This is a genomic window from Pseudomonas sp. NPDC087029 (assembly GCF_044745345.1).
GTDB classification, from domain to species: domain Bacteria; phylum Pseudomonadota; class Gammaproteobacteria; order Pseudomonadales; family Pseudomonadaceae; genus Aquipseudomonas; species Aquipseudomonas faucium.
This window is the reverse complement of the sequence record NZ_JBIVAB010000002.1, coordinates 257,145-281,315: the sequence shown is the minus strand read 5'-3', so window position 1 is coordinate 281,315 and position 24,171 is coordinate 257,145. Positions and strand designations below refer to the sequence as shown.

21 protein-coding genes are annotated in these 24,171 nt (G+C 65.4%); 8 read left to right on the top strand and 13 right to left on the bottom strand.

The genetic code is table 11. From position 1 onward, the window contains the following. Positions 1–240: 240 nt before the first annotated feature. From ACIPG5_RS04695 to ACIPG5_RS04675, 5 genes are all read left to right on the top strand, one after another. Positions 241–1,980 (top strand): glucan biosynthesis protein G, encoded by a 1,740-nt coding sequence (locus tag ACIPG5_RS04695; protein WP_219824858.1) that lies wholly within the window; start codon positions 241–243, stop codon positions 1,978–1,980. After that, complete coding sequence (gene mdoH, locus ACIPG5_RS04690) at positions 1,973–4,546, top strand: glucans biosynthesis glucosyltransferase MdoH (RefSeq protein WP_176514031.1); 2,574 nt, start codon at positions 1,973–1,975, stop codon at positions 4,544–4,546. Before ACIPG5_RS04695 ends, mdoH begins: the two co-directional genes overlap by 8 nt. Positions 4,547–4,825: 279 nt before the next feature. Next, complete coding sequence (locus ACIPG5_RS04685) at positions 4,826–5,623, top strand: transporter substrate-binding domain-containing protein (RefSeq protein ID WP_176514055.1); 798 nt, start codon at positions 4,826–4,828, stop codon at positions 5,621–5,623. A gap of 78 nt (positions 5,624–5,701) precedes the next feature. Then, positions 5,702–6,664, top strand: coding sequence for an amino acid ABC transporter permease (locus tag ACIPG5_RS04680; RefSeq protein WP_176514028.1), 963 nt, complete (start codon positions 5,702–5,704; stop codon positions 6,662–6,664). Then, positions 6,657–7,391 (top strand): amino acid ABC transporter ATP-binding protein, encoded by a 735-nt coding sequence (locus tag ACIPG5_RS04675; protein WP_176514053.1) that lies wholly within the window; start codon positions 6,657–6,659, stop codon positions 7,389–7,391. Before ACIPG5_RS04680 ends, ACIPG5_RS04675 begins: the two co-directional genes overlap by 8 nt. 113 nt (positions 7,392–7,504) lie before the next feature. Here the strand turns inward: ACIPG5_RS04675 and ACIPG5_RS04670 are convergent, their stop codons facing one another. From ACIPG5_RS04670 to ubiE, 10 genes are all read right to left on the bottom strand, one after another. Further along, the gene (locus ACIPG5_RS04670; protein ID WP_401373567.1) at positions 7,505–9,067 is read right to left on the bottom strand and encodes a methyl-accepting chemotaxis protein; all 1,563 of its coding nucleotides are present in this window, start codon (positions 9,065–9,067) and stop codon (positions 7,505–7,507) included. 99 nt (positions 9,068–9,166) lie between these two features. Continuing rightward, entirely contained in the window at positions 9,167–9,874 is a 708-nt protein-coding gene (locus ACIPG5_RS04665) for a 16S rRNA (uracil(1498)-N(3))-methyltransferase (RefSeq protein ID WP_176515034.1), read from the bottom strand. Next, positions 9,871–10,662 (bottom strand): twin-arginine translocase subunit TatC, encoded by a 792-nt coding sequence (gene tatC, locus ACIPG5_RS04660; protein ID WP_176515036.1) that lies wholly within the window; start codon positions 10,660–10,662, stop codon positions 9,871–9,873. Before tatC ends, ACIPG5_RS04665 begins: the two co-directional genes overlap by 4 nt. Continuing rightward, a complete protein-coding gene (gene tatB, locus ACIPG5_RS04655; protein ID WP_176515038.1) occupies positions 10,659–11,009 on the bottom strand; it encodes a Sec-independent protein translocase protein TatB in 351 nt (116 codons plus the stop codon). Before tatB ends, tatC begins: the two co-directional genes overlap by 4 nt. Positions 11,010–11,012: 3 nt before the next feature. Then, entirely contained in the window at positions 11,013–11,300 is a 288-nt protein-coding gene (locus ACIPG5_RS04650; RefSeq protein WP_236238015.1) for a twin-arginine translocase TatA/TatE family subunit, read from the bottom strand. 166 nt (positions 11,301–11,466) lie between these two features. Continuing rightward, positions 11,467–11,802: a phosphoribosyl-ATP diphosphatase gene (locus ACIPG5_RS04645; RefSeq protein ID WP_176515042.1), complete on the bottom strand. Its 336-nt coding sequence runs from the start codon at positions 11,800–11,802 to the stop codon at positions 11,467–11,469. 1 nt (position 11,803) lies between these two features. Beyond that, positions 11,804–12,196 (bottom strand): phosphoribosyl-AMP cyclohydrolase, encoded by a 393-nt coding sequence (gene hisI, locus ACIPG5_RS04640; RefSeq protein WP_176515044.1) that lies wholly within the window; start codon positions 12,194–12,196, stop codon positions 11,804–11,806. A 73-nt stretch (positions 12,197–12,269) separates the two neighbouring features. Next, complete coding sequence (gene ubiB, locus ACIPG5_RS04635; RefSeq protein WP_176515046.1) at positions 12,270–13,892, bottom strand: ubiquinone biosynthesis regulatory protein kinase UbiB; 1,623 nt, start codon at positions 13,890–13,892, stop codon at positions 12,270–12,272. Then, entirely contained in the window at positions 13,889–14,512 is a 624-nt protein-coding gene (locus ACIPG5_RS04630) for an SCP2 domain-containing protein (RefSeq protein ID WP_176515048.1), read from the bottom strand. Before ACIPG5_RS04630 ends, ubiB begins: the two co-directional genes overlap by 4 nt. After that, positions 14,512–15,282: a bifunctional demethylmenaquinone methyltransferase/2-methoxy-6-polyprenyl-1,4-benzoquinol methylase UbiE gene (gene ubiE, locus ACIPG5_RS04625; protein WP_236193527.1), complete on the bottom strand. Its 771-nt coding sequence runs from the start codon at positions 15,280–15,282 to the stop codon at positions 14,512–14,514. The genes ACIPG5_RS04630 and ubiE overlap by 1 nt, the downstream gene beginning before the upstream one ends. 124 nt (positions 15,283–15,406) lie before the next feature. On the opposite strand from ubiE, the gene ACIPG5_RS04620 reads away from it, so the two are divergent. Further along, positions 15,407–15,682, top strand: a complete 276-nt coding sequence (locus tag ACIPG5_RS04620) for a polyhydroxyalkanoic acid system family protein (protein WP_176514057.1) — start codon at positions 15,407–15,409, stop codon at positions 15,680–15,682. Between the two features lie 12 nt (positions 15,683–15,694). Here ACIPG5_RS04620 and ACIPG5_RS04615 read toward each other — a convergent pair whose 3' ends face one another. Continuing rightward, on the bottom strand, positions 15,695–20,386 hold the full coding sequence (locus tag ACIPG5_RS04615; protein WP_401373562.1) for a hypothetical protein: 4,692 nt from the start codon (positions 20,384–20,386) through the stop codon (positions 15,695–15,697). Positions 20,387–20,564: 178 nt separating this feature from the next. On the opposite strand from ACIPG5_RS04615, the gene ACIPG5_RS04610 reads away from it, so the two are divergent. Beyond that, positions 20,565–20,984, top strand: a complete 420-nt coding sequence (locus ACIPG5_RS04610) for a phasin family protein (protein ID WP_176514059.1) — start codon at positions 20,565–20,567, stop codon at positions 20,982–20,984. A 10-nt stretch (positions 20,985–20,994) separates the two neighbouring features. Then, positions 20,995–21,771: a phasin family protein gene (locus ACIPG5_RS04605; protein WP_401373560.1), complete on the top strand. Its 777-nt coding sequence runs from the start codon at positions 20,995–20,997 to the stop codon at positions 21,769–21,771. Positions 21,772–21,849: 78 nt separating this feature from the next. Here ACIPG5_RS04605 and ACIPG5_RS04600 read toward each other — a convergent pair whose 3' ends face one another. Further along, a complete protein-coding gene (locus ACIPG5_RS04600; RefSeq protein WP_236238019.1) occupies positions 21,850–22,464 on the bottom strand; it encodes a TetR/AcrR family transcriptional regulator in 615 nt (204 codons plus the stop codon). A gap of 13 nt (positions 22,465–22,477) precedes the next feature. Next, positions 22,478–24,160 (bottom strand): class II poly(R)-hydroxyalkanoic acid synthase, encoded by a 1,683-nt coding sequence (gene phaC, locus ACIPG5_RS04595; protein ID WP_176514064.1) that lies wholly within the window; start codon positions 24,158–24,160, stop codon positions 22,478–22,480. Positions 24,161–24,171: the final 11 nt, after the last annotated feature.

The window sequence follows — 24,171 nt, the reverse complement described above, 5'->3', positions numbered from 1 at the left end:
GGAAAACAAGGGGTTTTGTACGATAAATAGTTGGTTCAGCCTGATGCGTTGTAACGCATCCTGCTGGATAATCGCGCGCTGCGTGGGCCTGCGTTCGCAGGTTCGTTTCACTCTGACTCGAGCATTGTCTGGATCCGTTTGGGGAATCATTACGCCCTCACGGGGTCCGAACAGTGCTCGCCAACCCGGCATTTGTCGCTGGCCGTTGGTTTCATGATCTGTTTTCGGCGAGGGTTGCTCGTGATTGTTAGTCCCCAAAAAGCATCAAGTATCCCCGGCACTCGGCTGCGCAAGGCCCTGATGGCCAGTGTCGCACTGGTCGGCCTGATGAGCGCGGGCCAGCTGTGGGCATTCAATCTTGACGATGTTGCAGCCAAGGCAAAGGATCTCGCCGGCCAGAAGTACGAAGCACCTAAAAGCAATCTGCCGGCAGTCTTCCGCGACATGAAATTCGCCGACTACCAGAAGATTCACTTCCTGCAGGAAAAGGCCGAGTGGGCCAAGGACAAGACCCCGTTCAAGCTGTCGTTCTATCACCAGGGCATGCATTTCGACACGCCGGTGAAGATCAACGAAGTCACGGCGAGCAAGGTCGAGGAAATCAAGTACGACCCGAGCCGCTTCGAGTTCGGTGACGTGCCGCACGACCCGGAAACCACCAAGAACCTGGGTTACGCCGGTTTCCGCGTGCTCTACCCGATCAACAAGGCCGACAAGCAGGACGAGATCATGACCCTGCTGGGGGCCAGCTACTTCCGCGTGGTCGGCAAGGGCCACGTGTACGGCCTGTCGGCCCGTGGCCTGGCGATCGACACTGCACTGCCGTCGGGCGAGGAATTCCCGCGCTTCACCGAGTTCTGGGTAGAAAAGCCCAAGCCGGCCGACAAGCACCTGGTGATCTACGCCCTGCTCGACTCGCCACGCTCCACCGGCGCCTACAAGCTGATCCTGCGTCCGGGCAGCGACACCGTGGTCGACGTGCAGTCGCGCGTGTTCCTGCGTGACCACGTCAGCCGCCTGGGCATCGCGCCGCTGACCAGCATGTACCTGTTCGGCCCCAACCAGCCGTCCAAGGTCCTCAACTACCGCCCGGCCCTGCATGACTCCGAAGGCCTGTCGATCCACGCAGCCAACGGCGAGTGGCTGTGGCGCCCGCTGAACAACCCGAAACACCTGGCCGTGAGCAACTTCAGCGTCGAGAACCCGCGTGGTTTCGGCCTGATGCAGCGTCAGCGCGCCTTCAGCGACTACGAAGACCTCGACGACAACTACCAGAAGCGCCCGAGCGCCTGGATCGAGCCGAAGGGCGACTGGGGCAAGGGCACCGTCGACCTGGTCGAGATCCCGACCGCCGACGAAACCAACGACAACATCGTGGCCTTCTGGAGCCCCGAGACGCTGCCTGAGCCAGGCAAGCCGATCGAGTACGCCTACCGCCTGCACTGGACCATCGACGAGCAGCAGTTCCAGGCACCGGACCTGGGCTGGGTCAAGCAGACCCTGCGCTCCACCGGTGACGTCAAGCAGTCCAACCTGATTCGCCAGCCAGACGGCAGCGTGGCCTTCCTGGTCGACTTCGCAGGCCCGGCCCTGGCCGCCCTGCCGGAAGACACCGCGGTGCGCAGCCAGATCAGCGTCGGCGACAATGCCGAGGTGGTCGAGAACAATCTGCGCTATAACCCAGAAACCAAAGGCTGGCGCCTGACCCTGCGGTTGAAGGTCAAGGAAGCCAACAAGGCCACCGAAATGCGCGCCGCGCTGGTACGTGACGTGCCGGTCGAGCCGGCCAAGCCTGCCCAGGAAAGCAAGCAGGACAAGGCCGCTGCCAAGCACGCCAAGCACGAAAAAACCGCCAAGGCGCAGGAGCCAGCCAAGGCCGAACAACCTGCCGCCGATGCGGCGCCCACCAACGGGTCGCCGGCCACCACCGAAAAAGTGCTGACCGAGACCTGGAGCTATCAGTTGCCTGCCGATGAGTAACTCAAGCGCAAGGCCAGAATCGCTTGGCGAGTACCTGGCCCACCTCCCACTGAGCGATGAGCAGCGCGCGGAACTCGCCAGCTGCACGTCGTTCGGTGAGCTGCACCAACGCCTGGCGGCAAACCCTGCCGCCGACACCGCCGAGGCCGTCCAGGCCTCGGTGGGCGCGCGCCTGACCGTGGGCAGCGCCGCCGAGCTGGAAGACGCCGAAATGCTCGGCGTCGACGGCAGCGGCCGGCTGTGCCTGAAGATCGCGCCGCCGATCAAACGCACCAAGGTGGTGCCCGAGCCCTGGCGTACCAACGTGCTGATCCGCATGTGGCGGCGCCTGACCGGCCGCACCAACGCCCCGCAGCCGGAGCAGCGCGAGCTGCCCAAGGCGCGCTGGCGCACGGTCGGCTCGATCCGCCGCTACATCCTGCTGGCCCTGATGATCGGCCAGACCATCGTCGCCGGCTGGTACATGAAGGGCATCCTGCCGTACCAGGGCTGGTCGTTCGTCGACCTCGACGAAGTGCTCAACCAGCCGCTGTGGGACACCGTGGTGCAGGTTTGGCCGTATGCCTTGCAGACGTCCATCCTGATTCTCTTCGGTATCCTCTTCTGCTGGGTGTCGGCGGGCTTCTGGACCGCGCTGATGGGCTTCCTCGAGCTGCTCACCGGGCGTGACAAGTACCGCATTTCCGGCAGCAGTGCCGGCAGCGAGCCGATCGCCCCTGAAGCGCGCACCGCGCTGGTGATGCCGATCTGCAACGAAGACGTGCCGCGGGTATTCGCCGGTTTGCGCGCCACGTTCGAGTCGGTGGCCGCCAGCGGCAACCTCGACCGCTTCGACTTCTTCGTGCTCAGCGACACCAACGACACCGACATCGCCGTGGCCGAGCAACAGGCCTGGCTGGACGTGTGCCGCGAAACCAAGGGCTTTGGCCGCATCTTCTACCGCCGCCGCCGGCGCCGGGTGAAGCGCAAGAGCGGCAACCTCGACGACTTCTGCCGTCGCTGGGGCGGCGAGTACAAGTACATGGTCGTGCTCGACGCCGACAGCGTCATGAGCGGCGAGTGCCTGAGCAGCCTGGTGCGCCTGATGGAGGCCAACCCGGACGCCGGCATCATCCAGACCGCGCCGAAAGCCTCGGGCATGGACACCCTGTATGCGCGCATGCAGCAGTTCGCCACCCGCGTGTACGGCCCGCTGTTCACTGCCGGCCTGCACTTCTGGCAGCTGGGCGAGTCGCACTACTGGGGCCACAACGCGATCATCCGCATGAAGCCGTTCATCGAGCACTGCGCCCTGGCGCCGTTGCCGGGCAAGGGCGCGTTCGCCGGTGCGATTCTTTCCCACGACTTCGTCGAAGCCGCGCTGATGCGCCGCGCCGGCTGGGGCGTGTGGATCGCCTACGACCTGCCGGGCAGCTACGAAGAGCTGCCGCCCAACCTGCTCGACGAGCTCAAGCGCGACCGCCGCTGGTGCCACGGCAACCTGATGAACTTCCGCCTGTTCCTGGTCAAGGGCATGCACCCGGTGCACCGTGCGGTGTTCCTCACCGGGGTGATGTCGTACCTGTCGGCGCCGCTGTGGTTCTTCTTCCTGGTGCTGTCGACCGCGCTGCTGGCGACCAACACGCTGATGGAGCCGCAGTACTTCATCGAGCCCTACCAGCTCTACCCGCTGTGGCCGCAGTGGCACCCGGAGAAGGCGGTTGCGCTGTTCTCCACCACCATCGTGCTGCTGTTCCTGCCCAAGCTGTTGAGCATCGTGCTGATCTGGGCCAAGGGCGCGGTCGAGTTCGGCGGGCGCATCAAGGTCACCTTGTCGATGCTGATGGAGATGCTGTTCTCCATGCTGCTGGCGCCGGTGCGGATGATCTTCCACACCCGCTTCGTGCTGGCCGCGTTCCTCGGCTGGGCCGCGACCTGGAACTCGCCGCAGCGTGACGACGACTCCACGCCATGGAGCGAGGCGGTGCGCCGGCATGGCCCGCAAACCCTGCTGGGCTTTGCCTGGGCTGCCTTGGTGGCGTGGCTTAACCCGAGCTTCCTGTGGTGGTTGGCGCCGATCGTCGGCTCGCTGGTGCTGTCGATCCCGGTTTCGGTGATCTCCAGCCGCACCCGCCTGGGCCTGGCGGCCAAGGACGAGAAGCTGTTCCTGATCCCCGAGGAATACGCGACCCCGCAGGAGTTGCTGGCAACCGACCAGTACACCCACGAAAACCGCTGGCATGCCCTGCATGACGGCTTCGTGCGGGCAGTGGTCGACCCGCGGCAGAACGCCCTGGCCTGCGCCATGGCCACCGCCCGGCATGGCCAGGCAGCCCCGATCGAGGCACTGCGCGCCGAGCGTGTGGCCAAGGCGCTGGAAGTCGGCCCCAAAGGGCTGGACCTCAATACCCGCCTGGCCTTGCTCAGCGACCCGGTGGCGCTGACCCGCCTGCATGAGCAGGTCTGGGCCGAGCACAACGCGGCGTGGATCGATGTGTGGCGCGCGTCGATCAACAACGACCCGCATTCGCCGCTGCTGCCGCTGCACCCGGAGAGTGAAGGCCAACCGGCACTCGTCGGCGCCTGATCCAGCCTAGGGCCGCTTTGCGGCCCATCGCCGGCAAGCCGGCTCCCACAGGCACCCCACAGATGCAAAGCACTGGGGTGAACCTGTGGGAGCCGGCTTGCCGGCGATGAGGGCCCGCGAAGATTCCCGCCCAATCGGATTTTGGCCAACAAAGTCCCCCCCGGCTCTAGGTCCCAGGGCCGCCATGCGTTAGCATCCCTTTCCGATAAAACACGCCGGCCGTTCTGGCCGAGCCAACGATAAGATTCGCTACTTTTCTTGCTAGGGGACTTGGTGATGATGAAGAAATACCTTTCGCGCCTGCTGGTGGGCGTCACCGCGCTGGTCGCGGTCGCTTGCGCCCAGGCCGGCGCCATCGACGACGCGGTCAAGCGTGGCACCTTGCGGGTGGGCATGGACCCCACCTACATGCCGTTCCAGATGACCAACAAGCGCGGCGAGATCATCGGCTTCGAGGTCGATATCCTCAAAGCCATGGCCAAGTCCATGGGCGTCAAGTTCGAGGCTGTTTCCACTGCCTATGACGGCATCATCCCGGCCCTGCTGACCGACAAGTTCGACATCATCGGCAGCGGCATGACCCTGACCCAGGAACGCAACCTGCGCCTGAACTTCAGCGAACCCTTCATCGTGGTCGGCCAGACCCTGCTGATCCGCAAGGAGCTGGCGGGCGAGATCAAGACCTACAAGGACCTGAACAACGAGAAGTACCGCATCACCTCCAAGCTCGGCACCACCGGCGAGATGGTTTCCAAGAAGCTGATCGCCAAGGCCAAGTACCACGGCTACGACAACGAGCAGGAAGCGGTGATGGACGTGGTCAACGGCAAGGCTGACGCCTTCGTCTACGACGCGCCGTACAACGTGGTGGCAGTGGAGAAGGCCGGCGCCGGCAAGCTGCTGTTCCTCGAAGAACCCTTCACCTACGAGCCGCTGGCCTTCGGCCTGAAGAAGGGCGACTACGACAGCATCAACTTCATCAACAACTTCCTGCACCAGATCAAGCATGACGGGACCTACGATCGTATCCACGACAAGTGGTTCAAGAACAAGGACTGGCTGAAGGAAATGGAATAAGGCCCCAGGCCACAAGCCAAGGCTTTGACCCCGACGCGCAGGTAAACCCTGCGCGTTCGCATTTACGGAAGTACCCACGTGATCAAACACAAGAAAGCCCAGTGGCCCTGGCACGCGCTGACCGCGCTGGTCCTGGTGGGCCTGGCGATCAGCCTGTACCTGGCCACTTCGATGATGTCCTACGAGTGGCGCTGGAACCGCGTACCGCAGTACTTCGCCTACAAGGCCGAGGAAGTACAGCGCGCCAGCGGCTACGGCACGGTGCAGGAAATCGTCGTCTCCGGTGATAACGCGCGCGTTACCCTCAAGGACGAGAGCGGCGATGAGCAAGTGCTCGACGTGGCCAAGGACAGCCTGCAACTGAGCCGCGGTGACGACGTCGCCGAAGGCGACCAGATTGGCGTGACCCGCCACTGGGCGGCTGGCCCGCTGGCCTGGGGCCTGTGGACCACCTTGTGGCTTTCGGTGGTGTCTGGCGCGCTGGGCCTGGTGATCGGCCTGTTCGCCGGGTTGTGCCGGCTGTCGAACAACCCGACCCTGCGCGACCTGTCGACGGTGTATGTCGAGCTGGTGCGCGGCACGCCGCTGCTGGTGCAGATCTTCATCTTCTACTTCTTCATCGGTACGGTGCTCAACCTCTCCCGCGAGTTCGCCGGGGTGGCGGCGCTGGCGCTGTTCACCGGTGCCTACGTGGCCGAGATCGTGCGTGCCGGCGTGCAGTCGATCGCCAAGGGCCAGAACGAAGCTGCGCGCTCCCTGGGCCTCAATGCCAGCCAGTCGATGCGCCACGTGATCCTGCCGCAGGCGTTCAAGCGCGTGCTGCCACCGCTGGCCGGGCAGTTCATCAGCCTGGTCAAGGACACCTCGCTGGTGTCGGTGATCGCCATCACCGAACTGACCAAGAGCGGCCGCGAGGCCATCACCACCTCGTTCTCGACCTTCGAGATCTGGTTCTGCGTGGCAGGCCTGTACCTGCTGATCAACCTGCCGCTGTCGCACCTGGCCAGCCGGCTCGAGCGGAGGCTTGCGCAAAGTGATTGAAGTCCGTGACCTTTTGAAAGTCTTCGACACCCGTGGCCAGGTGGTGCGCGCGGTGGACAACGTCACCACGCAAGTGGCCAAGGGCGAAGTGGTGGTGGTGCTCGGCCCGTCCGGTTCGGGCAAGTCGACCTTCCTGCGCTGCCTCAACGGCCTGGAGCACTTCGACGAAGGCCACGTGGCCATCGATGGCCTGCGCCTGGACGACCCGAAGACCGACATCAACGCCTACCGCCGCGAAGTCGGCATGGTGTTCCAGCATTTCAACCTGTTCCCGCACATGACCGTGCTGGAGAACCTGTGCCTGGCACAGAAGGTGGTGCGCAAGCGCAACAAGGCCGACCGCGAAGCCAAGGCCCGGGCGTTGCTGGAGAAGGTGGGCATTTCGCAGAAGGCCAACGAGTACCCGTCGCGCCTCTCCGGTGGCCAGCAGCAGCGGGTGGCGATCGCCCGGGCTCTAGCCATGGAGCCCAAGGTGATGCTGTTCGACGAGCCGACCTCGGCGCTCGACCCGGAAATGGTCGGCGAGGTGCTGGATGTGATGAAGACCCTGGCCCAGGAAGGCATGACCATGGTCTGCGTGACCCACGAAATGGGCTTTGCCCGGGAAGTGGCGGACCGCGTGCTGTTCTTCGATCACGGCAAGCTGCTGGAAGACTCGGCGCCGGCGGCGTTCTTCGATTCGCCTAGAGACCCGCGGGCCCAGGCTTTCCTGCGCCAGGTGCTGTAACCACTAGGGCTGCCTTGCAGCCCAATCGCTGGCAAGCCAGCTCCCACAGCAAGGTAACCCACCCTGTGGGAGCCGGCTTGCCGGCGATTGGGGCGCAAAGCGCCCCCGCAATCTCAGAGCCTGAACCGCCCCACCAACCCCTGCAAGTGCGTCCCCAGCCGCGCCAGTTCGACACTGGAGCTGGCCGTCTCCTCGCTCGCCGCCGACGTCTGGTCGGAAATATCCCGCACATTCATCACGCTCCGGTTGATCTCCTCGGCCGTCGCACTCTGCTGCTCCGCCGCCGTGGCGATCTGCTGGTTCATCGCCTGGATCGACGACACCGTGCGGGTGATGGTATCCAGCGAGGTCCCCGCGCGGCGGGTCAGTTCGACGCTGCTGTCGGTGAGCTGGCGGCTGGCGTCCATGACGCTGGCCACGCGCTGGGTGCCGCTCTGCAGGCCGGCGATCAGCTCTTCGATCTCTTCGGTGGACTGCTGGGTGCGCTGGGCCAGGCTGCGCACCTCATCGGCCACCACGGCGAAGCCACGGCCGGCCTCGCCGGCCCGGGCCGCCTCGATGGCGGCATTGAGGGCCAGCAGGTTGGTCTGCTGGGCCACCGACTTGATCACATCGAGCACGCTGCCGATCTTGTCGCTCTCGGCCTTGAGCTGGTTCATCGCCTCGCTGGAGTTGACCACCTCGCTGGCCAGGCGCTCGATCTGCGCCACCGCCTCGCTGACCACGCGATCCCCCTCACGGGCCTGCTGGTCGGCCATCAGCGCCGCCTCGGAGGCCTGTTCGGCGTTGCGCGCCACTTCATGCACGGTGGCGGCCATTTCGTTCATGGCCGTGGCCACCTGGTCGGTCTCCACCTTCTGATTGTTGACCCCGGCGCTGGTCTGCTCGGTGACTGCCGACAGCTCTTCGGCGGCGCTGGCAATCTGGGTGACGCCGTCGCCGATGCCGCCGATCAGCTCGCGCAGGCCTTGGGTCATGCGCTGCATGCTGGCCTGCAGCTGGCCCAGCTCGTCGCGGCGGGTGCTGGGCAGGTCCTGGCGCAGGTCGCCATTGGCCACGCGCTCGGCGGCGGCGAGGATCTGGCGCAGCGGGAGGATGATCTGCCGGGTGATGGCCCAGGCCGCCAGCAGGCCCAGCAGCAGCGCCAGGCCGGTGGCGCCGGCGAGCATGGCCTTGGCCTGGCGGGCGCCGGCGTCACGCACCTTGGTTTGCGACTCGGTCATTGCCTGGCTGGTTTGCAGCAGCACCGTGCCCTGGTCGGCCATGCGCTGCAGGATCTGCTCGTTGGGGTTTTGCTTGAGCTCGGTGAACGCCTGGCGATAGAGGCGGATGGCGTCGAGCTGCTGCTGCAGGCGCTGGTGGTCGGCGGGCTGCTCGATCTGGCCGAGCATGAGCGTGACCTGGCGTTCGACGTTGTTCAGCGCCTGGTCCAGTTCGTTGATCGACGCCTGGTCGGGCTGGCGTTGGTAGTGCTGGCGGGCAATGCGCAGGTCTTGCGTGTAGCCGTAGATGACCGAAATGTTGCCCAGCTTGTCACCGCGATTGATGATGCTGTCCATGCCCAGCCAACCGGTCAATGTGATGGCCAGGGTCAGCAGAAGCACCAGGCCGAACCCCAGCCCCAGCTTGCGATTGACGCTCACATTACCCAACGATTGGGATAAGAATTGATACATTTTCGACTCCCCGGCAACTAGACAGCACGGAATATTTTTGTGTTGTCAGGCCATCGGCTTGCGCCGGGGAAACTTAATGGGGCAAAGCTGACCCGTCTGTCAGAAAATCCTTGAGAGTAAGGCAGTTACAGCCGTTTCGACGCGCAGGATGCGCTCACCCAACTGCACCGGCGACAGGCCGGCCTTGCCCAGCAGCTCGACTTCGTAGGGGATCCAGCCGCCTTCCGGGCCGATGGCCAGGGTCACCGGGCCTTCGACGGCGCGCGGGCAGGCCGGGTAGGGGCCGGGGTGGCCGACCAGGCCGAGGGTGCCGTCGGCGATGGCGGGCAGGCGGTCTTCGACGAACGGTTTGAAGCGCTTCTCGATGATCACCTCGGGCAGCACCGTGTCACGCGCCTGTTCCAGGCCCAGGATGAGGTTTTCGCGGATGCTTGCGGGGGTGAGGAAGGGCGTTTGCCAGAAGCTTTTCTCGACCTTGTAGCTGTTGACCAGGATCAGCCGTTGCACGCCAAGGGTGGCGACGGTCTGGAACAGCCGGCGCAGCATCTTCGGGCGCGGCACGGCCAGCACCAGGGTCAGCGGCAGCTTGGCCGGTGGCGGCTGGTCGACGGCCACTTCAAGTTCGGCCTCGTGCTGCGCCAGGCGCACCACCGTGGCGCTGCCCATCAGGCCATTGATACGGCCCACGCGCAGGGTGTCGCCGACCGCTACGCGGTGGATCTCCTGCATGTGGGTGAAGCGCCGGTCAGCGAGGACGACGCGGTCGGCCGAGACGAAGTCGGCCTCTTCGAGGAGCAACAGGTTCACGGTTGGGTCGCAGGCGGCTGGTCGTTGTGGTCGTCCGTGGCTTGCTCGGGCTCGTGGCTGCGCTTGCGGATCAGGCTGCCGCACAGCACGCCCACTTCGAACAGCAACCACATGGGCACGGCGAGCAAGGTCTGGGAGAAGATGTCCGGCGGGGTGAGGATCATGCCGACCACGAAGCAGCCGATGATCACATAGGGGCGCATCTTCTTCAGGTACTGCACATCGACCACGCCGATCCACACCAGCAGTACCACTGCCACCGGGATTTCGAAGGCGACGCCGAAGGCGAAGAACAGGGTCATGACGAAGTCGAGGTAGCTGGCGATGTCGGTCATCATCGACACGCCTTCCGGGGTGGCCGCGGCGAAGAAGCTGAACATCAGCGGGAACACCAGGAAATAGGCAAACGCCATGCCGGCATAGAACAGCAGGATGCTCGACACCAGCAGCGGGATGGCGATGCGCTTTTCATGGCGGTATAGCCCCGGTGCGATGAAGCCCCAGATCTGCTGCAGGATGAACGGGATGGCCAGGAACAGCGAAACGATCATGGTCAGCTTGAACGGCGTCAGGAACGGCGAGGCCACGTCGGTGGCGATCATCGTCGCGTTGGCCGGCAGGTGCGCGCGCAAGGGCGCCGAGACCAGGGTGTAGATCTGCTGGGCGAACGAGAACAGCCCGGCGAAGATCAGGAAGATCGCCGCCACGCAGCGCAGCAGGCGGGTGCGCAGTTCGGTCAGGTGCGAAACCAGCGGCATCGGCTGGTCGTCTTGCGGATTTTCGCTCATGGGGCTCGCGGCGGTTGAGGCTGTTCGGGCTGCTCAGGCGCAGCCGGCGGCGCGGCAGGTGCTGGCGTGGGCGCGGCGGCGGGCGGCTGGGCAGGCGGGGCCAGCGGGTTGAGGATGCGCTTGGCTTCCTCTTCCATCTGCAGGATGTGCTCGTTGTGCAGCTGGCGGCGGATGTCGTCGGCGCCGATTTCGCGCTCGACCTCCATCTTGATCGCGTTGAAGCTGCGTTTCAGCCGGCCGATCCACAGCCCCGCGGTACGCGCGGCGCCGGGCAGGCGCTCGGGGCCGAGCACCAGCAGGGCCACCAGGCCGACGAGCAGCAGTTCGCTGAAGCTGATGCCGAACATGGCTCAGTCTTTCCGCTGCGGCTCTTGGACCGGCTGGGCCTGGCCCTCGATGGTGTGGCCTTGCGCCTGCGGCGCGGCGGCTTGCTGCTGGGTGGCCTGCACCGGTGGAACCGGCTGGGCGGGCGGCGGGGTCTGTTCGGCCGGCTTGTTCTCTTCTTCGTTCATGGCCTTGCGAAAGCCCTTGATCGATTCGCCCAGGTCGCTGCCGAAGTTCTTCAGCTTCTTGGTGCCGAAGACCAGGACCACGACGACCAGCAGGACGATCCAGTGTTTCCAGTCAAAAATACCCATTTCGTACTCCTGAAAAATGTGTGTTGGTCATCTGGTTTTGGGGCTGCTTTGCAGCCCTTTCGCGACACAAGGCCGCTCCTACAGTGTCACCAATCTACCTTGCGACGCGGCGCCTGTAGGAGCGGCCTTGCGTCGCGAAAGGGGCGCAAGGCGCCCCCGGAATACGTCAGACAGAAGGCGCGCGAGCGGCCTTTTCATCATGCCCGGAGAGGCCGAAACGGCGCTCCAGTTCATCGAGTACGGCTTGTGGATGCTGGCCCAGCGCGCTGAGCATGACCAGGCTATGAAACCACAGGTCGGCGGTTTCGTAGATGACATCGCTGTAATCCTGGCTGAGCGCGGCATCCTTGGCGGCGATGATGGTCTCCACCGACTCTTCGCCGAGCTTCTCGAGGATCTTGTTCAGGCCCATGTGGTGCAGGCTGGCCACGTAAGAGCTGTCGGGCGCCGCGTGTTTGCGTTGTTCGAGCACTTCGGCCAGGCGGGTGAGGGTGTCGCTCATGTCAGTGTCCTGCGCTGTAGATGGCATCCGGGTCTTTCAACACCGGGTCGACGGTTTGCCACTGGCCGTCCTGGTAGACGCGGTAGAAGCAGCTTTCACGGCCGGTATGGCAGGCGATATGGCCCAGCTGCTCGACCATCAGGATGATCACGTCGGCATCGCAGTCCAGGCGCATTTCGTGCAACTTCTGCACATGCCCCGATTCCTCGCCCTTGCGCCACAGCTTGCCACGCGAACGCGACCAGTAGATGGCGCGTTGTTCGGCGGCGGTCAACGCCAGCGATTCGCGGTTCATCCAGGCCATCATCAGTACGCGTCCGGTCTTGTGGTCCTGGGCGATCGCCGGCACCAGGCCGTCGCTGTTCCACTTGATCTCGTCCAGCCAGTCTTTCATCGTCGACTCCAAAACCGGGCCCGCTCCTGTGCCGGGCCCTTTGCGCTAGTGTGCCAGCCAGCAGCGCGGCTGGCTATTGGCGCACGATCAGGTACAGGCCGCCGGCCAGCATCAGCCACGCCGGCCAAGCGGCGGGGGCGGCCAGGCTGGCCGCTTCGGCGGCCCCGGTGGCCAGCACCGCACCGCCGCCGAGCAGGCCGGCGCCGAGCAGGCGCAGCGCCCAGCGGTCGCCCTGGCTGCGGCGCCGCTCGGGCATTTGCGGGTCTTGCAGGTGCGGCTGCGACAGGCGTTCGAGCAGGTCGCGGGTCATGCCGGCCAGGTGCGGCAGCTGCTCGGCCTGGCTGTAGATGTTGCCAAGCACCGCCTTGGGGCTCATGCGCTCGCGCATCCAGCGTTCCAGGAAGGGCTTGGCGGTGCTCCACAGGTCGAGGTCGGGGTACAGCTGGCGGCCCAGGCCCTCGATGTTGAGCAAGGTCTTCTGCAGCAGCACCAGCTGTGGCTGCACTTCCATGTTGAAGCGCCGCGCGGTCTGGAACAGGCGCATCAGCACCTGGCCGAAGGAGATGTCCTTGAGCGGTTTTTCGAAGATCGGCTCGCACACGGTGCGGATCGCCGCTTCGAACTCGTTGACCTTGGTATGCGCTGGCACCCAGCCCGAGTCGATGTGCAGCTGGGCCACGCGGCGGTAGTCACGCTTGAAGAAGGCGATCAGGTTGCGCGCCAGGTAGTCCTGGTCCTCGGCGGTGAGGCTGCCGACGATGCCGCAGTCGATGGCGATGTACTGCGGGCTCCACGGCTTGACCGTGCTGACGAAGATGTTGCCGGGGTGCATGTCGGCGTGGAAGAAGCTGTCGCGGAACACCTGGGTGAAGAACACCTCCACACCGCGCTCGGCGAGCATCTTCATGTCGGTGCGCTGGTCGGCCAGGGTCGCCATATCGGTGACCGGCACGCCGTAGATACGCTCCATCACCAGCACCTTGGGACGGCAGTGGTCCCAGTACACCTGCGGCACGTACATCAGCTCCGAACCTTCGAAGTTGCGCCGCAGCTGGCTGGCGTTGGCCGCCTCGCGCAGCAGGTCGAGTTCGTCGTAGATGGTCTTTTCGTAGTCGCCGACGATTTCCACCGGGTGCAGCCGGCGGGCATCGGCCGAGGCCCGCTCGGCGGCCTTGGCGATCAGGAACAGCCAGGCCAGGTCCTGGGCAATCACGGGCTTGAGGCCCGGGCGCACCACCTTGACCACCACCTCTTCACCGCTTTTAAGGCGTGCAGCATGCACCTGGGCCACCGAGGCCGAGGCCAGCGGTTCGACGTCGAAGCGGCTGAACACCTCGCCGACCTTGGCGCCCAGTTGCGCCTCGATCAGCGCCACGGCCTTTTTCGGGTCGAACGGCGGTACCCGGTCCTGCAGCAGCATCAGCTCGTCGGCGATGTCGGTGGGCAGCAGGTCGCGGCGGGTCGACAGCAGCTGGCCGAACTTGATGAAGATCGGCCCCAGGTCCTGCAGCGCCAGGCGCAGGCGCGCACCGCGGCTGAGCTCTGACGGCTTGCGGGGCAGCCAGCGCCAGGGCATGAGCAGGCGCAGGCTCCGCAGCCACCAGGGCAGCGGCAGGTCGAACAGCAGGTCATCGAGACGGTAGCGGATCACCACGCGCTGGATGCGAAAGAGACGGCGGACGGCGAGCAGCTTCATGCGTTATCGCTGGTATCAAGGGATCGGGAGAGGCGCTGCAGGCGCGCCTCGAGGCGTTCGATATCGACCTTCAGCGCATCGAGCTCGCTGAAGGCGGCTTCGGCTTCACGCTTGCCCACCAGGGTGCGCGATTCTTCGGCCAGGTATTCGGAAAGGTTCTGCTGGAAACGCGCCAGGCCCTGGCGGGTCCAGCGCGCGCGCAGGCGCACGTGGCCGGCGAGCAGGGCGGTTGCGACCGGGCCGAGCCAGCGCTGCAGCTCGTGCTCCCAGTCCAGTTCCAGGTCCTGCAGCACGCCGAACAGGTCGAGCAGCACGGCGCTGTCGCCATGCAGCTCGACCTGCGGGGTGTGCAGCACGCCGGTCTTGTCCTTGGCCAGGGCCAGTTGCAGCAGGCTGCCGGCCGGGGCGCGCAGGCTGCAATCGACCTCACCTTCCCAGTGGGCGGCGAGCATCAGGCCCTCTTCATCGGGCAGGATGAAGACCTGCAGGGCCGGCTGGCGGCAATCGATCTCGATGACCTTGCCTTCCAGCGCGGCCAGGCGCGGCAAGGCCGTGCTGTCCATGCGCAAGACGCGGTTCAGGCCATGTTCGACGCTGGCGAGCAGCCCTGCCAGCAGCATCAGGGCTTGATTCCCCGGTGCACGGCGACGATGCCGCTGGTCATGTTGTGGTAGGTGACGCGGTCGAAGCCGGCATCGACCATCATGGCCTTGAGGGTTTCCTGGTCGGGGTGCATGCGGATCGACTCGGCGAGGTAACGGTAGCTTTCCGAGTCATTGGTGATCAGCTTGCCGGCCAGGGGCATGAAGGCGAACGAGTAGGCGTCGTAGGCCTTGGACATCAGCTTGCTGGTCGGCTTGGAGAACTCCAGCACCAGCAGGCGGCCGCCTGGCTTGAGCACGCGCAGCATCGAGCGGATGGCTTCGTCCTTGTGGGTGACGTTGCGCAGGCCGAAGGCGATGGTCACGCAGTCGAAGTGGTTGTCCGGGAACGGCAGCTTCTCGGCGTCGGCCTGGACAAACTCGATGTTGCCGGCCACGCCACGGTCGAGCAGGCGGTCACGGCCAACCTTGAGCATCGATTCGTTGATGTCGGCGAGCACCACCTGGCCAGTCGGGCCGACCAGGCGCGAGAACTTGGCGGCCAGGTCACCGGTACCGCCGGCGATGTCCAGCACCCGGTTGCCGGTGCGCACGCCCGACAGCTCGATGGTGAAGCGCTTCCACAGGCGGTGCATGCCGCCGGAAAGCACGTCGTTCATCAGGTCATACTTGGCGGCCACCGAGTGGAACACTTCGGCGACTTTCTTCGCCTTCTGGCTCTCGGGGACGTCCTGGTAGCCGAAATGCGTGGTGGGTTCGGCGTGTTCGCCTTTGCGCTGGTCGTTCATATCGCTTCACCGGAAAAAATTACCGCCATTCTAGGGCGAACGGGCGGATTTGTCTTGGCGGGGTGTGCCGTGGGGCAGGGGCGGGCATAATGGCGATTATGTCTTCATATCCAGGAACACCCGCATGACCCAGATCAGCGTCGAACGCAAACACTCCCTCGGCCGCGAGGCCGCCCGTGCCAAGGCCGAAGCGCTGGTGGACAAGCTGAGCCGCGAGTACGACCTCAAGGCGACCTGGAACGGTGACCGCGTCGACGTGGCACGCAGCGGCGCCAACGGCAGCGTGCACATCTTCGATGACAGCATTCGCGTCGAGCTGAAGCTGGGCATGATGCTGTCGATGATGGGCGCCAGCATCAAGAGCGAGATCGAGCGAGCGCTGGACAAGGCGCTGGCCTGACCCCGCGCGGTTTCAGGCAGGCGGGAACGGGATCACCCCCTCTATCTGCGCCAGGCGCAGGTCGCCCCGGTAGATGTCTATGCGCTCTGCCGGGGCGAGCGAACGTTCCAGCCGTTCGTCCCGGCCCATGGCCCGGGGCTCCCAGAACTTCAAGTGGCCCTTGGCGAAGGCGCGCGGCGCGGCCTGGGCGCTGGTGTAGTGAAAGTGCGCCTCCCAGAGCATCTGCCTGGGCTGCTTGCGATGGATGCTGTAGACATCCAGATAGTCATTGGCCTTGAGCCGCTTGCGCCTGGTAATGAGGCTGATCTCGACCTGGTCTTGCTGGTGAAGGTAGGCCAACGCCTTGCTGTCCGGGTGCCGGGTGTTGAGGTAGGCGTCGATGAGCAGGCGGCGCTTTTCAGCTTGCAGCTCCTCCACCGCTGCGTTCAGCTGCGTTTCCATTACCTTGCCGTCGGCCGGGCCGGCGGCCAGTTGGCGGGCGATCTCCGCCATGTCCTGGATTTGCCAGTCCATGAGGTCTGCCAGGCTGTTAGGTTCGCGTGAGTAGCGGGCGATGAGCGCAAGCTTGTCGTTTTTCTGCGCCAGCAGGCTGGCGCCGACGCGTCGAAGGTAGGCATTGCTGTGCGCAGTAGCGGTGCCGGGGATGGCCTCCCAGTGTTCGCCGTGCTGCTGGTACTGGACCTTCTGCTGGGTCAAGGGGTCGGTCTGGGAGGCCAGGCTGCCCTGCTCCTCGGTGTGTTCGGCCAGGATCGTTCTGCCCTGCGTGGTGCGGATCATCTTGGGTTTGCCTGGCCGCCCGCGGTAGGTCAACTGCCGAGGCTGTGCAGGCGCCCCGCTTTCGCTGGCGAGCAGGGCGCTGCTCAAGTCGCGCTCGGCCGCCGACTGCAACGCTGCCACCTCGCGGATGTACTGCTCCACGCGGGCAGTGTTCAGTGCTGGGTCGTTCATCGACAGCAGGTAGTTGGCCTTGCCCAGCGAGGCCTGATACTCGCGCAGTGTGTTGCCGAGGATTTCCGCCTGTTCCTCGGCGGGCAGGTTTGCCTCCGCCAGGCCATCATGGCTCAGCAATGCCGCCTCGAAGTTGCGATTGCGCAGCGCTGCCTGCATGCGCAGCATCTCGTCGAAGTTGTCGCTGGTCAGTTGCTCCCGGTTTATCACCAGCTGGGCCAGGTCGCTGATGACCTGGGCGCGGGTGATGATCGTCGAGTAATGGCGCTGGTCGATGATGTCTTCGAGCTTGGACTGCTTGTTCTTGAACTGCAGGGTGTTGTCGAGCAGGGCCTGCGCGATGTTCTGGTCCAGGCGTTCACTGACCGCCAGTACGCGCGCATGGGTGGTGTACGCCGCTTCCAGGTTGGCGCGAAAGGCAAGGTACAGCAGCCCTTGTTCTTCACCGAACGGCAGCACCACCAGTTGCTGCGACTGCTGCTTGAGGACTTCGTAGTCGGTCAGGTCGAGCAACAGGTGAAACAGGTGCAGGTCGGTTTCGATCAATTGCTCGGCCCACTGCCCGCGGCCATAGGCCGAACTGCTGCGGGGGTCGAGCCTGGCGAAGCGGGGCTCGCTCATCTGAGTGAACAGCTCGATTTGCGAGGCCATGAGGTTGGCCTGCTTTTCATAGGTCAGCGAGATGACCAGCAGATTCGGGCGGGCCTCCTTGCGCATCGCCTGTACCGTGCGCAACTGTGCCTGCAGTGTTTCGGGCAGGTCTTCAGGGGCTACGCCCGGGTGTTGCAGCAAGGCCTGGCGAAATGCCCGCGCGGCGTCGTCGTAGGGCTTGGTCAGTGCCAGGTAGCGCTTGAGGAAGGCCTCGTTCTTCATGATCGTTTCATCGTTGCGCTTGCGCTGGTCTTGCAGGGCAAGGATCGCGCTGCGGTTTTCATCGATGACGCCCTTGCGTGACCTGGGCATGCCGCCCGCCAGCCGCAAGTCGATCGCCCATTCGCCGTTCCAGCGGGCAAGCCACGGCCCGCGGCTGCGTTCGCGGCCGACGATGTAGTAGCCGTCCCAGGCACCGCCGAATGCCTGCCAATCGCCCTTGCTGGTGTCGGGGCCGATGATGCGCAGGCCAGTCCAGCACTCTTCGACTTCGTAGGCGGTTGCTTCGAGCTTCACGTAATAGCGCTGGCCGACCTGGTACAGCCCGCGCAAGCGCCCCTGCTGCAGCGCAGCCAGCCCTTGCAGGTCAACGTTGGCGCGCAGTTGCAGCAGCGCGTTGCGGGCCGCGGCTGGAAGGTTGCCGATGCGCTGCTCATCGCCCCAGGTGCTCACCTCGAAGGGGGCGGGCGCAGGTTGCTGTTCCGGCGCTTGCCAAGCGATGGTCTGCGGCTGCTCCTGCGTTGCCGCGCTGCCGGCCTGGCGGGGCGCCGGGCGCAGCCTGGGCTGCTCCGGCTGCGGCAGTGAGCTTGTGGGTGCGTGCACCAGCAGCATGGCGATATTGAAGACCAGGTCGGAGGCGGCCAGGGCCTTTTCCCCGGGGCTGCCTCCGGTCAACGTCGCCAGGTCGGTTTTCAGGCTGACCAATGCGGCCACCAACCAAGCCAGCGTGGCTGCGGGGCCACGCAGCAGCACGGTGACCGTGTTGAACGCCATCCAGCCCAACTGCAGCACCATCGCCCAGCGCAGTTCGGCATTGGAGGCGCTCTGGCGCGACGCCAGCAGTACCATCGCCTCGGCATGGGCTTGCAGCAGTTGGCTGTGCAGGTCCTCGGCCCAGGCGCTGAAGGCCAGGCTGGCCGGGGCCCGCAATTGCGCCAGGCTCTGAAAGCTCAGGTCGGAGCCGGGCCCCAGCAACTCGGCCAGTTCGGCCAGGTGCGGGTGCAGGTTGGGCACGCTGAAACCGCCGTTGTCGTAGAGGGGGCGGTCTGCATCATCCAGCCAGGCGAGGACGCTTTGCTGCAATTGGCCGGCGCGACGAATATCGGCCATCAGGTCCGCCTGGCTGGCGTAGGCCACAAGCCTGCGGGTCGAGCTCAGGGGGCGATAGAGCAGCCAGGTGTGGGCCACCTCGATCACGAACATGCCGTGCACCCGGTTCGCCCGGCTGGCGCCCGGTGTGCAGTGAAAGGCCAGCGGCGCTACCTTGGCGGCACCCGCAGCAGTTGCCGCGCCCCGGCACCATGGCGCCAGTGCGTGCCAGGCAGGCTCGCTCACGTGCCCCTCGATCCTGGCCTGCAGGGCGTCCAGCAGCAGGCTGTTGCGCCAGGCGCTGGCGAAGCGCTGGCTACGCCCGTCTCTATCGACCGGGTCTTGCAGCCTGGCGTGGACGTACAGGGGGTATTGGCCGCCCACGTCGACCGTTTGCACCAGCCGATTGAGATAGTCGAGGTTCAGCCAGCTCTGGCTGGGCTGGGTGCAGGGCGTGGCGATTGCCGAGGCCACTTCATTCAGGTTCGCCCGCATGCGGGTGATGGCCAGCTCGGTGAGCGTGACGGTCTTGAGCGGCTCCAGGCGCGCCGGCCCGCTGGACGATGCCTCGATCACCTGGGAAACCGTGATCAACAGTTGGTCGGGCTCTGGCACTGGCAATCCGGGCTGGTCCGCCTGCATCTGCTCGCGCAGGCGGCGGGTGGTATAGCGCTGCAGGTCGTCGAAGCCGTCCGGCGCTGCCGTGCCTTTTGCCAGCGCCTGGCGTGCGGCCAGCGTGAGCATTGCCCGGTGGTAGTCGAAGCGGTCGCTGGCGCTGGCCTGGGCGAGCCAGGCCGGCAGGGCGATGGCCGGCGCCTGGCGGTCGATGCAGGCGTGCTCCGGGAATGCCGAGGATGGGTCGCAGCGCTGGCAGTAGAGGCGCTCCAGTTCGCTGACCTTGGCGATCGTGCAAAGCGGCACGCGCTCGATGCCCTGCAAGATGGCGTTGAGCAACTGGCTGGCCTGGTAGCGAAAGGCATCGCCCACTACCGGCGAGCAGGCCCACGACAGTGTGTCGAACTCATGCTGGTCGGCCAGCGCGTCGCGCAGGGCCAGGGCAAACCCGGGCAGGTCGTCGAAGCACCGCACAGTGCCTGATGGCTGGCACCAGAGTACCAGGCGGGCGTCGTCGCGCTCGGCGATCAGCAGCAGGTCCGCCGATACCTGGCGATACTCCACGCCCTGATGCCGCAATGACAGCTGCAGCCCCTGCAAGGCGGGCGTGCTGCCGTCTTCGGCAAGCCACGCGTACAACAGCCTTTTCGCACCCTCGGCCAGGCCCTGGCGTTCGAGCGCACTGAGCAGGGTTGCCTTGAGCATCTGCTCCAGCCAGCGCAGGCGCGACACCTGCGAGTCGCCCTGCTGGCCATTCCAGAAGCTGACCTGGGCCAGCTGAAAGCTCAGGGCAACGGTTGCCAGCATGTCGTCGAACGCCTGGTTCACATCGTCCATGCGCAGGTCGATGGTGGGGTTTTGTGCTTGCGCGCGGAACACCGCCGGGGGCTGCAGGCTGAGCTGGTCGGTGGCGGCCAAGGCCATGCTGCGGCCGCTCAGGAAATGCGCAAGCAGCGTGTCGAGCAGGTCACTCTGCTGCGCCGCATCCGGGCCTTGCGGCGCATGCAGGATGGCCATGCCCTCGAGCGACTGCAGCGTCGGGTGATTGCTGCGGATCCACGGGTAGCGGTCTGCCAGGGCCTCGAAGGCGGCCCTGGCCATGACGCTGCGCAGGTCCGGGCGGTCGGCGAAGTGGGCGGCCACCTGTTGCTTGAAGGCGTGGCAGGGGAGTGAATGGGGCATGGCATCGGCGCTCCGTTGGCAAGGGAGGCGCATGTTCGGCGGCGGTGCCTGGGCGGCGGTGGTAGATAGGTCAGCGCGAGCTTAGGGTGAAGATTCTAATTTGCCTCACTACCTTATGCTCAAGCCCAACCTCCATGGGCGGTTCCTCCCCTCCACTCATGAGCATGAGGTACAGAGCATGGCCAAAGTGAATGTGAAGAAGACGGATGACGCCCAGAGCACCTTGGGTGAAGTTCGCGGGTACGCACGCAAGATCTGGCTGGCAGGCATCGGCGCCTATGCGCGCGTCGGCCAGGAAGGTTCCGACTACTTCCAGGAACTGGTGAAAGCCGGTGAAGGCGTCGAGAAACGTGGCAAGAAGCGCATCGACAAAGAGCTCGATGCCGCCAACCATCAGCTCGACGAAGCGACCCATGAAGTCAGCCGTGTACGCGGCAAGGTCGAGGTTCAGCTCGACAAGATCGAAAAGGCTTTCGACGCACGGGTGGGCCGCGCCTTGAATCGCCTCGGCATTCCGTCTAAACATGACGTTGAGGCGTTGTCCATCAAGCTTGAACAGCTGCATGAGCTGCTTGAGCGCGTCGCGCACAAACCATAAGGAGAGCAGGATGGCTGGCAAGAAGAATTCCGACAAAGAAGGCAGCTCCTGGATCGGCGGGATCGAGAAGTACTCCCGCAAGATCTGGCTGGCGGGGCTGGGTATCTATTCGAAGGTCGACCAGGACGGCCCGAAGCTGTTCGATTCGCTGGTCAAAGATGGCGAGAAGGCCGAGAAGCAGGCGAAGAAAACCGCTGAAGACGTGGCCGAGAACGCCAAGTCTTCGACCACTTCCCGCGTGTCCGGCGTGAAAGACCGCGCCCTGGGCAAGTGGAGCGAGCTCGAAGAGGCCTTCGACAAGCGCCTCAACAGCGCCATCTCGCGCCTTGGCGTGCCAAGCCGCAACGAGATCAAGGCCCTGCACCAGCAGGTCGACAGCCTGACCAAGCAGATCGAGAAACTGACCGGCGCTTCGGTGACCCCGGTTTCCGCGCGCTCGCGCGCAGCTGCGGCCAAGCCTGCTGCCAGCAAGACCGCCGCCAAGCCACTGGCCAAGGCCCCGGCCAAGCCTGCGGCGAAAACCGCTGCGGCCAAGCCTGCTGCCAAACCAGCAGCCAAGACTGCTGCTGCCAAACCTGCGGTCAAAACGGCTGCCAAGCCTGCTGCGGCCAAACCCGCTGCGGCGAAGAAGCCTGCTGTGAAGAAGGCCCCGGCCAAACCGGCCGCCGCCAAGCCTGCAGCACCGGCCGCCAGCGCCACCCCGGCCGCCACCGCCGCGCCTGCGCCAAGCGCCGCCCCGGCCAGCAGCGCACCCTCGGCACCGGTGAACGCAGCCACCCAGGCCTGATACCGCGTCGTCCCCATCGCCGGCAAGCCGGCTCCCACGGTACCTGTGGGAGCCGGCTTGCCGGCGATGGCGCCAGGCCTACCCCTCCAGATACCGCCGAGCCAGCTGCTGCGCTGCCTCCCGCGGCTTCTCCTCAAGGTGCGGTGCCACCAGCATCATCACCTGATACACCACCACCCCCACATCGCCCTCACGCCCCAGCACCCGCTGGTAATCCAGCGAGAACAGCAGGGTCAGGCTGATCTGTTCCACCAGTTGCCCCAGCGCCTGGGTTTCGCTGACCACCTGCCCCTGGCCCTTGAGGCTGGCCAGCAACGCCGCCAGGGTGCGCTTGAGGCCATTGATCAGGCTGCGCATGCCACGGGCCAGCTTGGGCAGGCGCCCGGTCAGGTTCGACAGGTCCTGGAACAGGAAGCGGTAGCGGGCCATGTGCTCGACGATCAGGTGCAGAAACAGCCAGTAGTCCTCGGCCTCCAGGCGCACCTCCAGCGGCGGGTCGAGCAACGGCATCAGGCTTTCTTCGAAGCGCTCGAACAGGCCCAGCACCAGCGGCTCCTTGCCGTGGAAGTGGTAGTACAGGTTGCCCGGGCTGATGCCCAGTTCGTTGGCAATCTCGAGGGTCGAGACATTCGGCTCGCCCTGCGCGTTGAACAGCTGCAGGGCGCATTCAAGGATACGGTCGCGGGTTTTCATCCAGGCAGGCTGCTCATCGGGTCAGGACATAGGTGCCTGGCGCAGGGCCCAGCGGTGGATAGGTGGCGTTGCCCAGCTCCAGGCGCGGCGCCTTGAGCGGGCCGGAGCGGGGGGTGATCCACTCCAGCCACAAGGGCCACCAGCTGCCGTCGCTGCGCTGGGCATCGTGGAACCAGGCGCGTGGGTCGCTCGACAGCCTGGGGTTGTCCAGGTAGTAGGCCTTGGGGTTGCCGGGTGGGTTGATGATGCTCTGGATATGGCCGCTGTTGGACAGCACGAAGCGCCGCTCGCCGCCCAGCAGCAAGGCCGAACGGTACACGGCATCCCACGGGGTGATGTGGTCGTTGCTGCCGGCCACGGTGAAGCTGTCGAGGTCCACCTGCTTGAGGTCGATGGGCGTGCCGCACACCTCGAGCCCAGTGGCGTGGGCCAGCGGGTTGAGCTTGAAGAAGTCCAGCAATTCGCCGTGCAGGGCCGCGGGCAGGCGGGTGCTGTCGGCGTTCCAGTAGAGGATGTCGAAGGCCGGTGGCGTCTTGCCCAGCAGGTAGTTGTTGACCCAGTAGTTCCAGATCAGGTCGTTGGGCCGCATCCAGGCGAAGATCCGCGCCACCTCGCCGCCGTCCAGCACCCCGCGCTGGTAGGAGCGGCGCTTGGCGGCCTCGATGGTCTGCTCGTCGGCGAACAGGCTGGCCGGGCTTTCGAACTGGCTGTCCAGCAGGCTCACCAGGTAGGTGGCGCTGCGCACCTTGCGCAGCTGGTGCTTGGCCTGCAGGTGGCCTTGCAGCGCGGCCATGGTCAAGCCGCCGGCGCAGGCGCCCATCAGGTTGGGGTCGCGGCTGCCACTGATGCTGCGGCAGGCGTTGAGCGCCTCTTCCAGCGCCTGCACATAACTCGACAGGCCCCATTCGCGGTGCCGTGGGTCGGGGTTGCGCCAGCTCACCATGAACACCTGCAGGCCATGCTTGAGCATGTACTGCACGTAGCTGTTGTTCGGCTGCAGGTCGAAGATGTAGTACTTGTTGATCTGCGGCGGCACCACCAGCACTGGCCGGGCGTGCTGCTTCTCGCTCATCGGCTTGTACTGGATCAGCTCCAGCATCTCGTTGCGAAACACCACCGCGCCGGGCGTGGCGGCCAGGTTGCCGCCCACCTCGAAGGCGCGCTCGTCGACCTGGCGCGGCAGGCCGTCGTTGTGGCGCAGGTCATCGAGCAGGTGGGCCACGCCACGCACCAGGCTCTGCCCGCCGGTATTGAACAGCTCCTTGACCGCCAGCGGGTTGAGCAGCGAGTTGCTGGGCGCCAGGGCGTCGTTGATCAGGTTGAACAGAAAGTGCGCGCGGGCGCGGTCATCGTCGTCGAGGTGGCTTTCCTCGATCCACAGGCGCGTCTGCTTCTGCCAGGCCAGGTACGCCTGCAGGCTGCGCCGGTAGAACGGGTTCTGGCTCCAGGTCGGGTCGTTGAAGCGGCTGTCGCGCGGGTTTGGCTGGTAAGGGGTGTCGCCCAGCATCACGCGGCCCAGCTGGCCGCTCAGGGCCAGCAGGTGGCGGGCGGTGTGCAACGGGTTGCGCAGGCTCTGGCGGCCGACGCTGCGCAGCGTGGAAATCAGGTCGCGCCCGCGCAGGCCGAGTATGGCGTTCTGCACGTTCATGCTGGTGGCGGGAGACGTTGTCGTTCCTCGAGCCGGTTTGTCTTTCATGGCAACACTCC

Coding starts and splice junctions, on each gene's coding strand:
- ACIPG5_RS04615 (WP_401373562.1), bottom strand. CDS start 20,386: ATGCCCCATTCACTCCCCTGCCACGCCTTCAAGCAACAGGTGGCCGCC.
- ACIPG5_RS04685 (WP_176514055.1), top strand. CDS start 4,826: ATGAAGAAATACCTTTCGCGCCTGCTGGTGGGCGTCACCGCGCTGGTC.
- ACIPG5_RS04650 (WP_236238015.1), bottom strand. CDS start 11,300: ATGGGTATTTTTGACTGGAAACACTGGATCGTCCTGCTGGTCGTCGTG.
- hisI (WP_176515044.1), bottom strand. CDS start 12,196: ATGAAAGACTGGCTGGACGAGATCAAGTGGAACAGCGACGGCCTGGTG.
- phaC (WP_176514064.1), bottom strand. CDS start 24,160: ATGAAAGACAAACCGGCTCGAGGAACGACAACGTCTCCCGCCACCAGC.
- tatC (WP_176515036.1), bottom strand. CDS start 10,662: ATGAGCGAAAATCCGCAAGACGACCAGCCGATGCCGCTGGTTTCGCAC.
- ACIPG5_RS04670 (WP_401373567.1), bottom strand. CDS start 9,067: ATGTATCAATTCTTATCCCAATCGTTGGGTAATGTGAGCGTCAATCGC.
- ACIPG5_RS04630 (WP_176515048.1), bottom strand. CDS start 14,512: ATGCTGCTGGCAGGGCTGCTCGCCAGCGTCGAACATGGCCTGAACCGC.
- ACIPG5_RS04620 (WP_176514057.1), top strand. CDS start 15,407: ATGACCCAGATCAGCGTCGAACGCAAACACTCCCTCGGCCGCGAGGCC.
- ACIPG5_RS04605 (WP_401373560.1), top strand. CDS start 20,995: ATGGCTGGCAAGAAGAATTCCGACAAAGAAGGCAGCTCCTGGATCGGC.
- ACIPG5_RS04645 (WP_176515042.1), bottom strand. CDS start 11,802: ATGAGCGACACCCTCACCCGCCTGGCCGAAGTGCTCGAACAACGCAAA.
- mdoH (WP_176514031.1), top strand. CDS start 1,973: ATGAGTAACTCAAGCGCAAGGCCAGAATCGCTTGGCGAGTACCTGGCC.
- ubiB (WP_176515046.1), bottom strand. CDS start 13,892: ATGAAGCTGCTCGCCGTCCGCCGTCTCTTTCGCATCCAGCGCGTGGTG.
- tatB (WP_176515038.1), bottom strand. CDS start 11,009: ATGTTCGGCATCAGCTTCAGCGAACTGCTGCTCGTCGGCCTGGTGGCC.
- ubiE (WP_236193527.1), bottom strand. CDS start 15,282: ATGAACGACCAGCGCAAAGGCGAACACGCCGAACCCACCACGCATTTC.
- ACIPG5_RS04600 (WP_236238019.1), bottom strand. CDS start 22,464: ATGAAAACCCGCGACCGTATCCTTGAATGCGCCCTGCAGCTGTTCAAC.
- ACIPG5_RS04610 (WP_176514059.1), top strand. CDS start 20,565: ATGGCCAAAGTGAATGTGAAGAAGACGGATGACGCCCAGAGCACCTTG.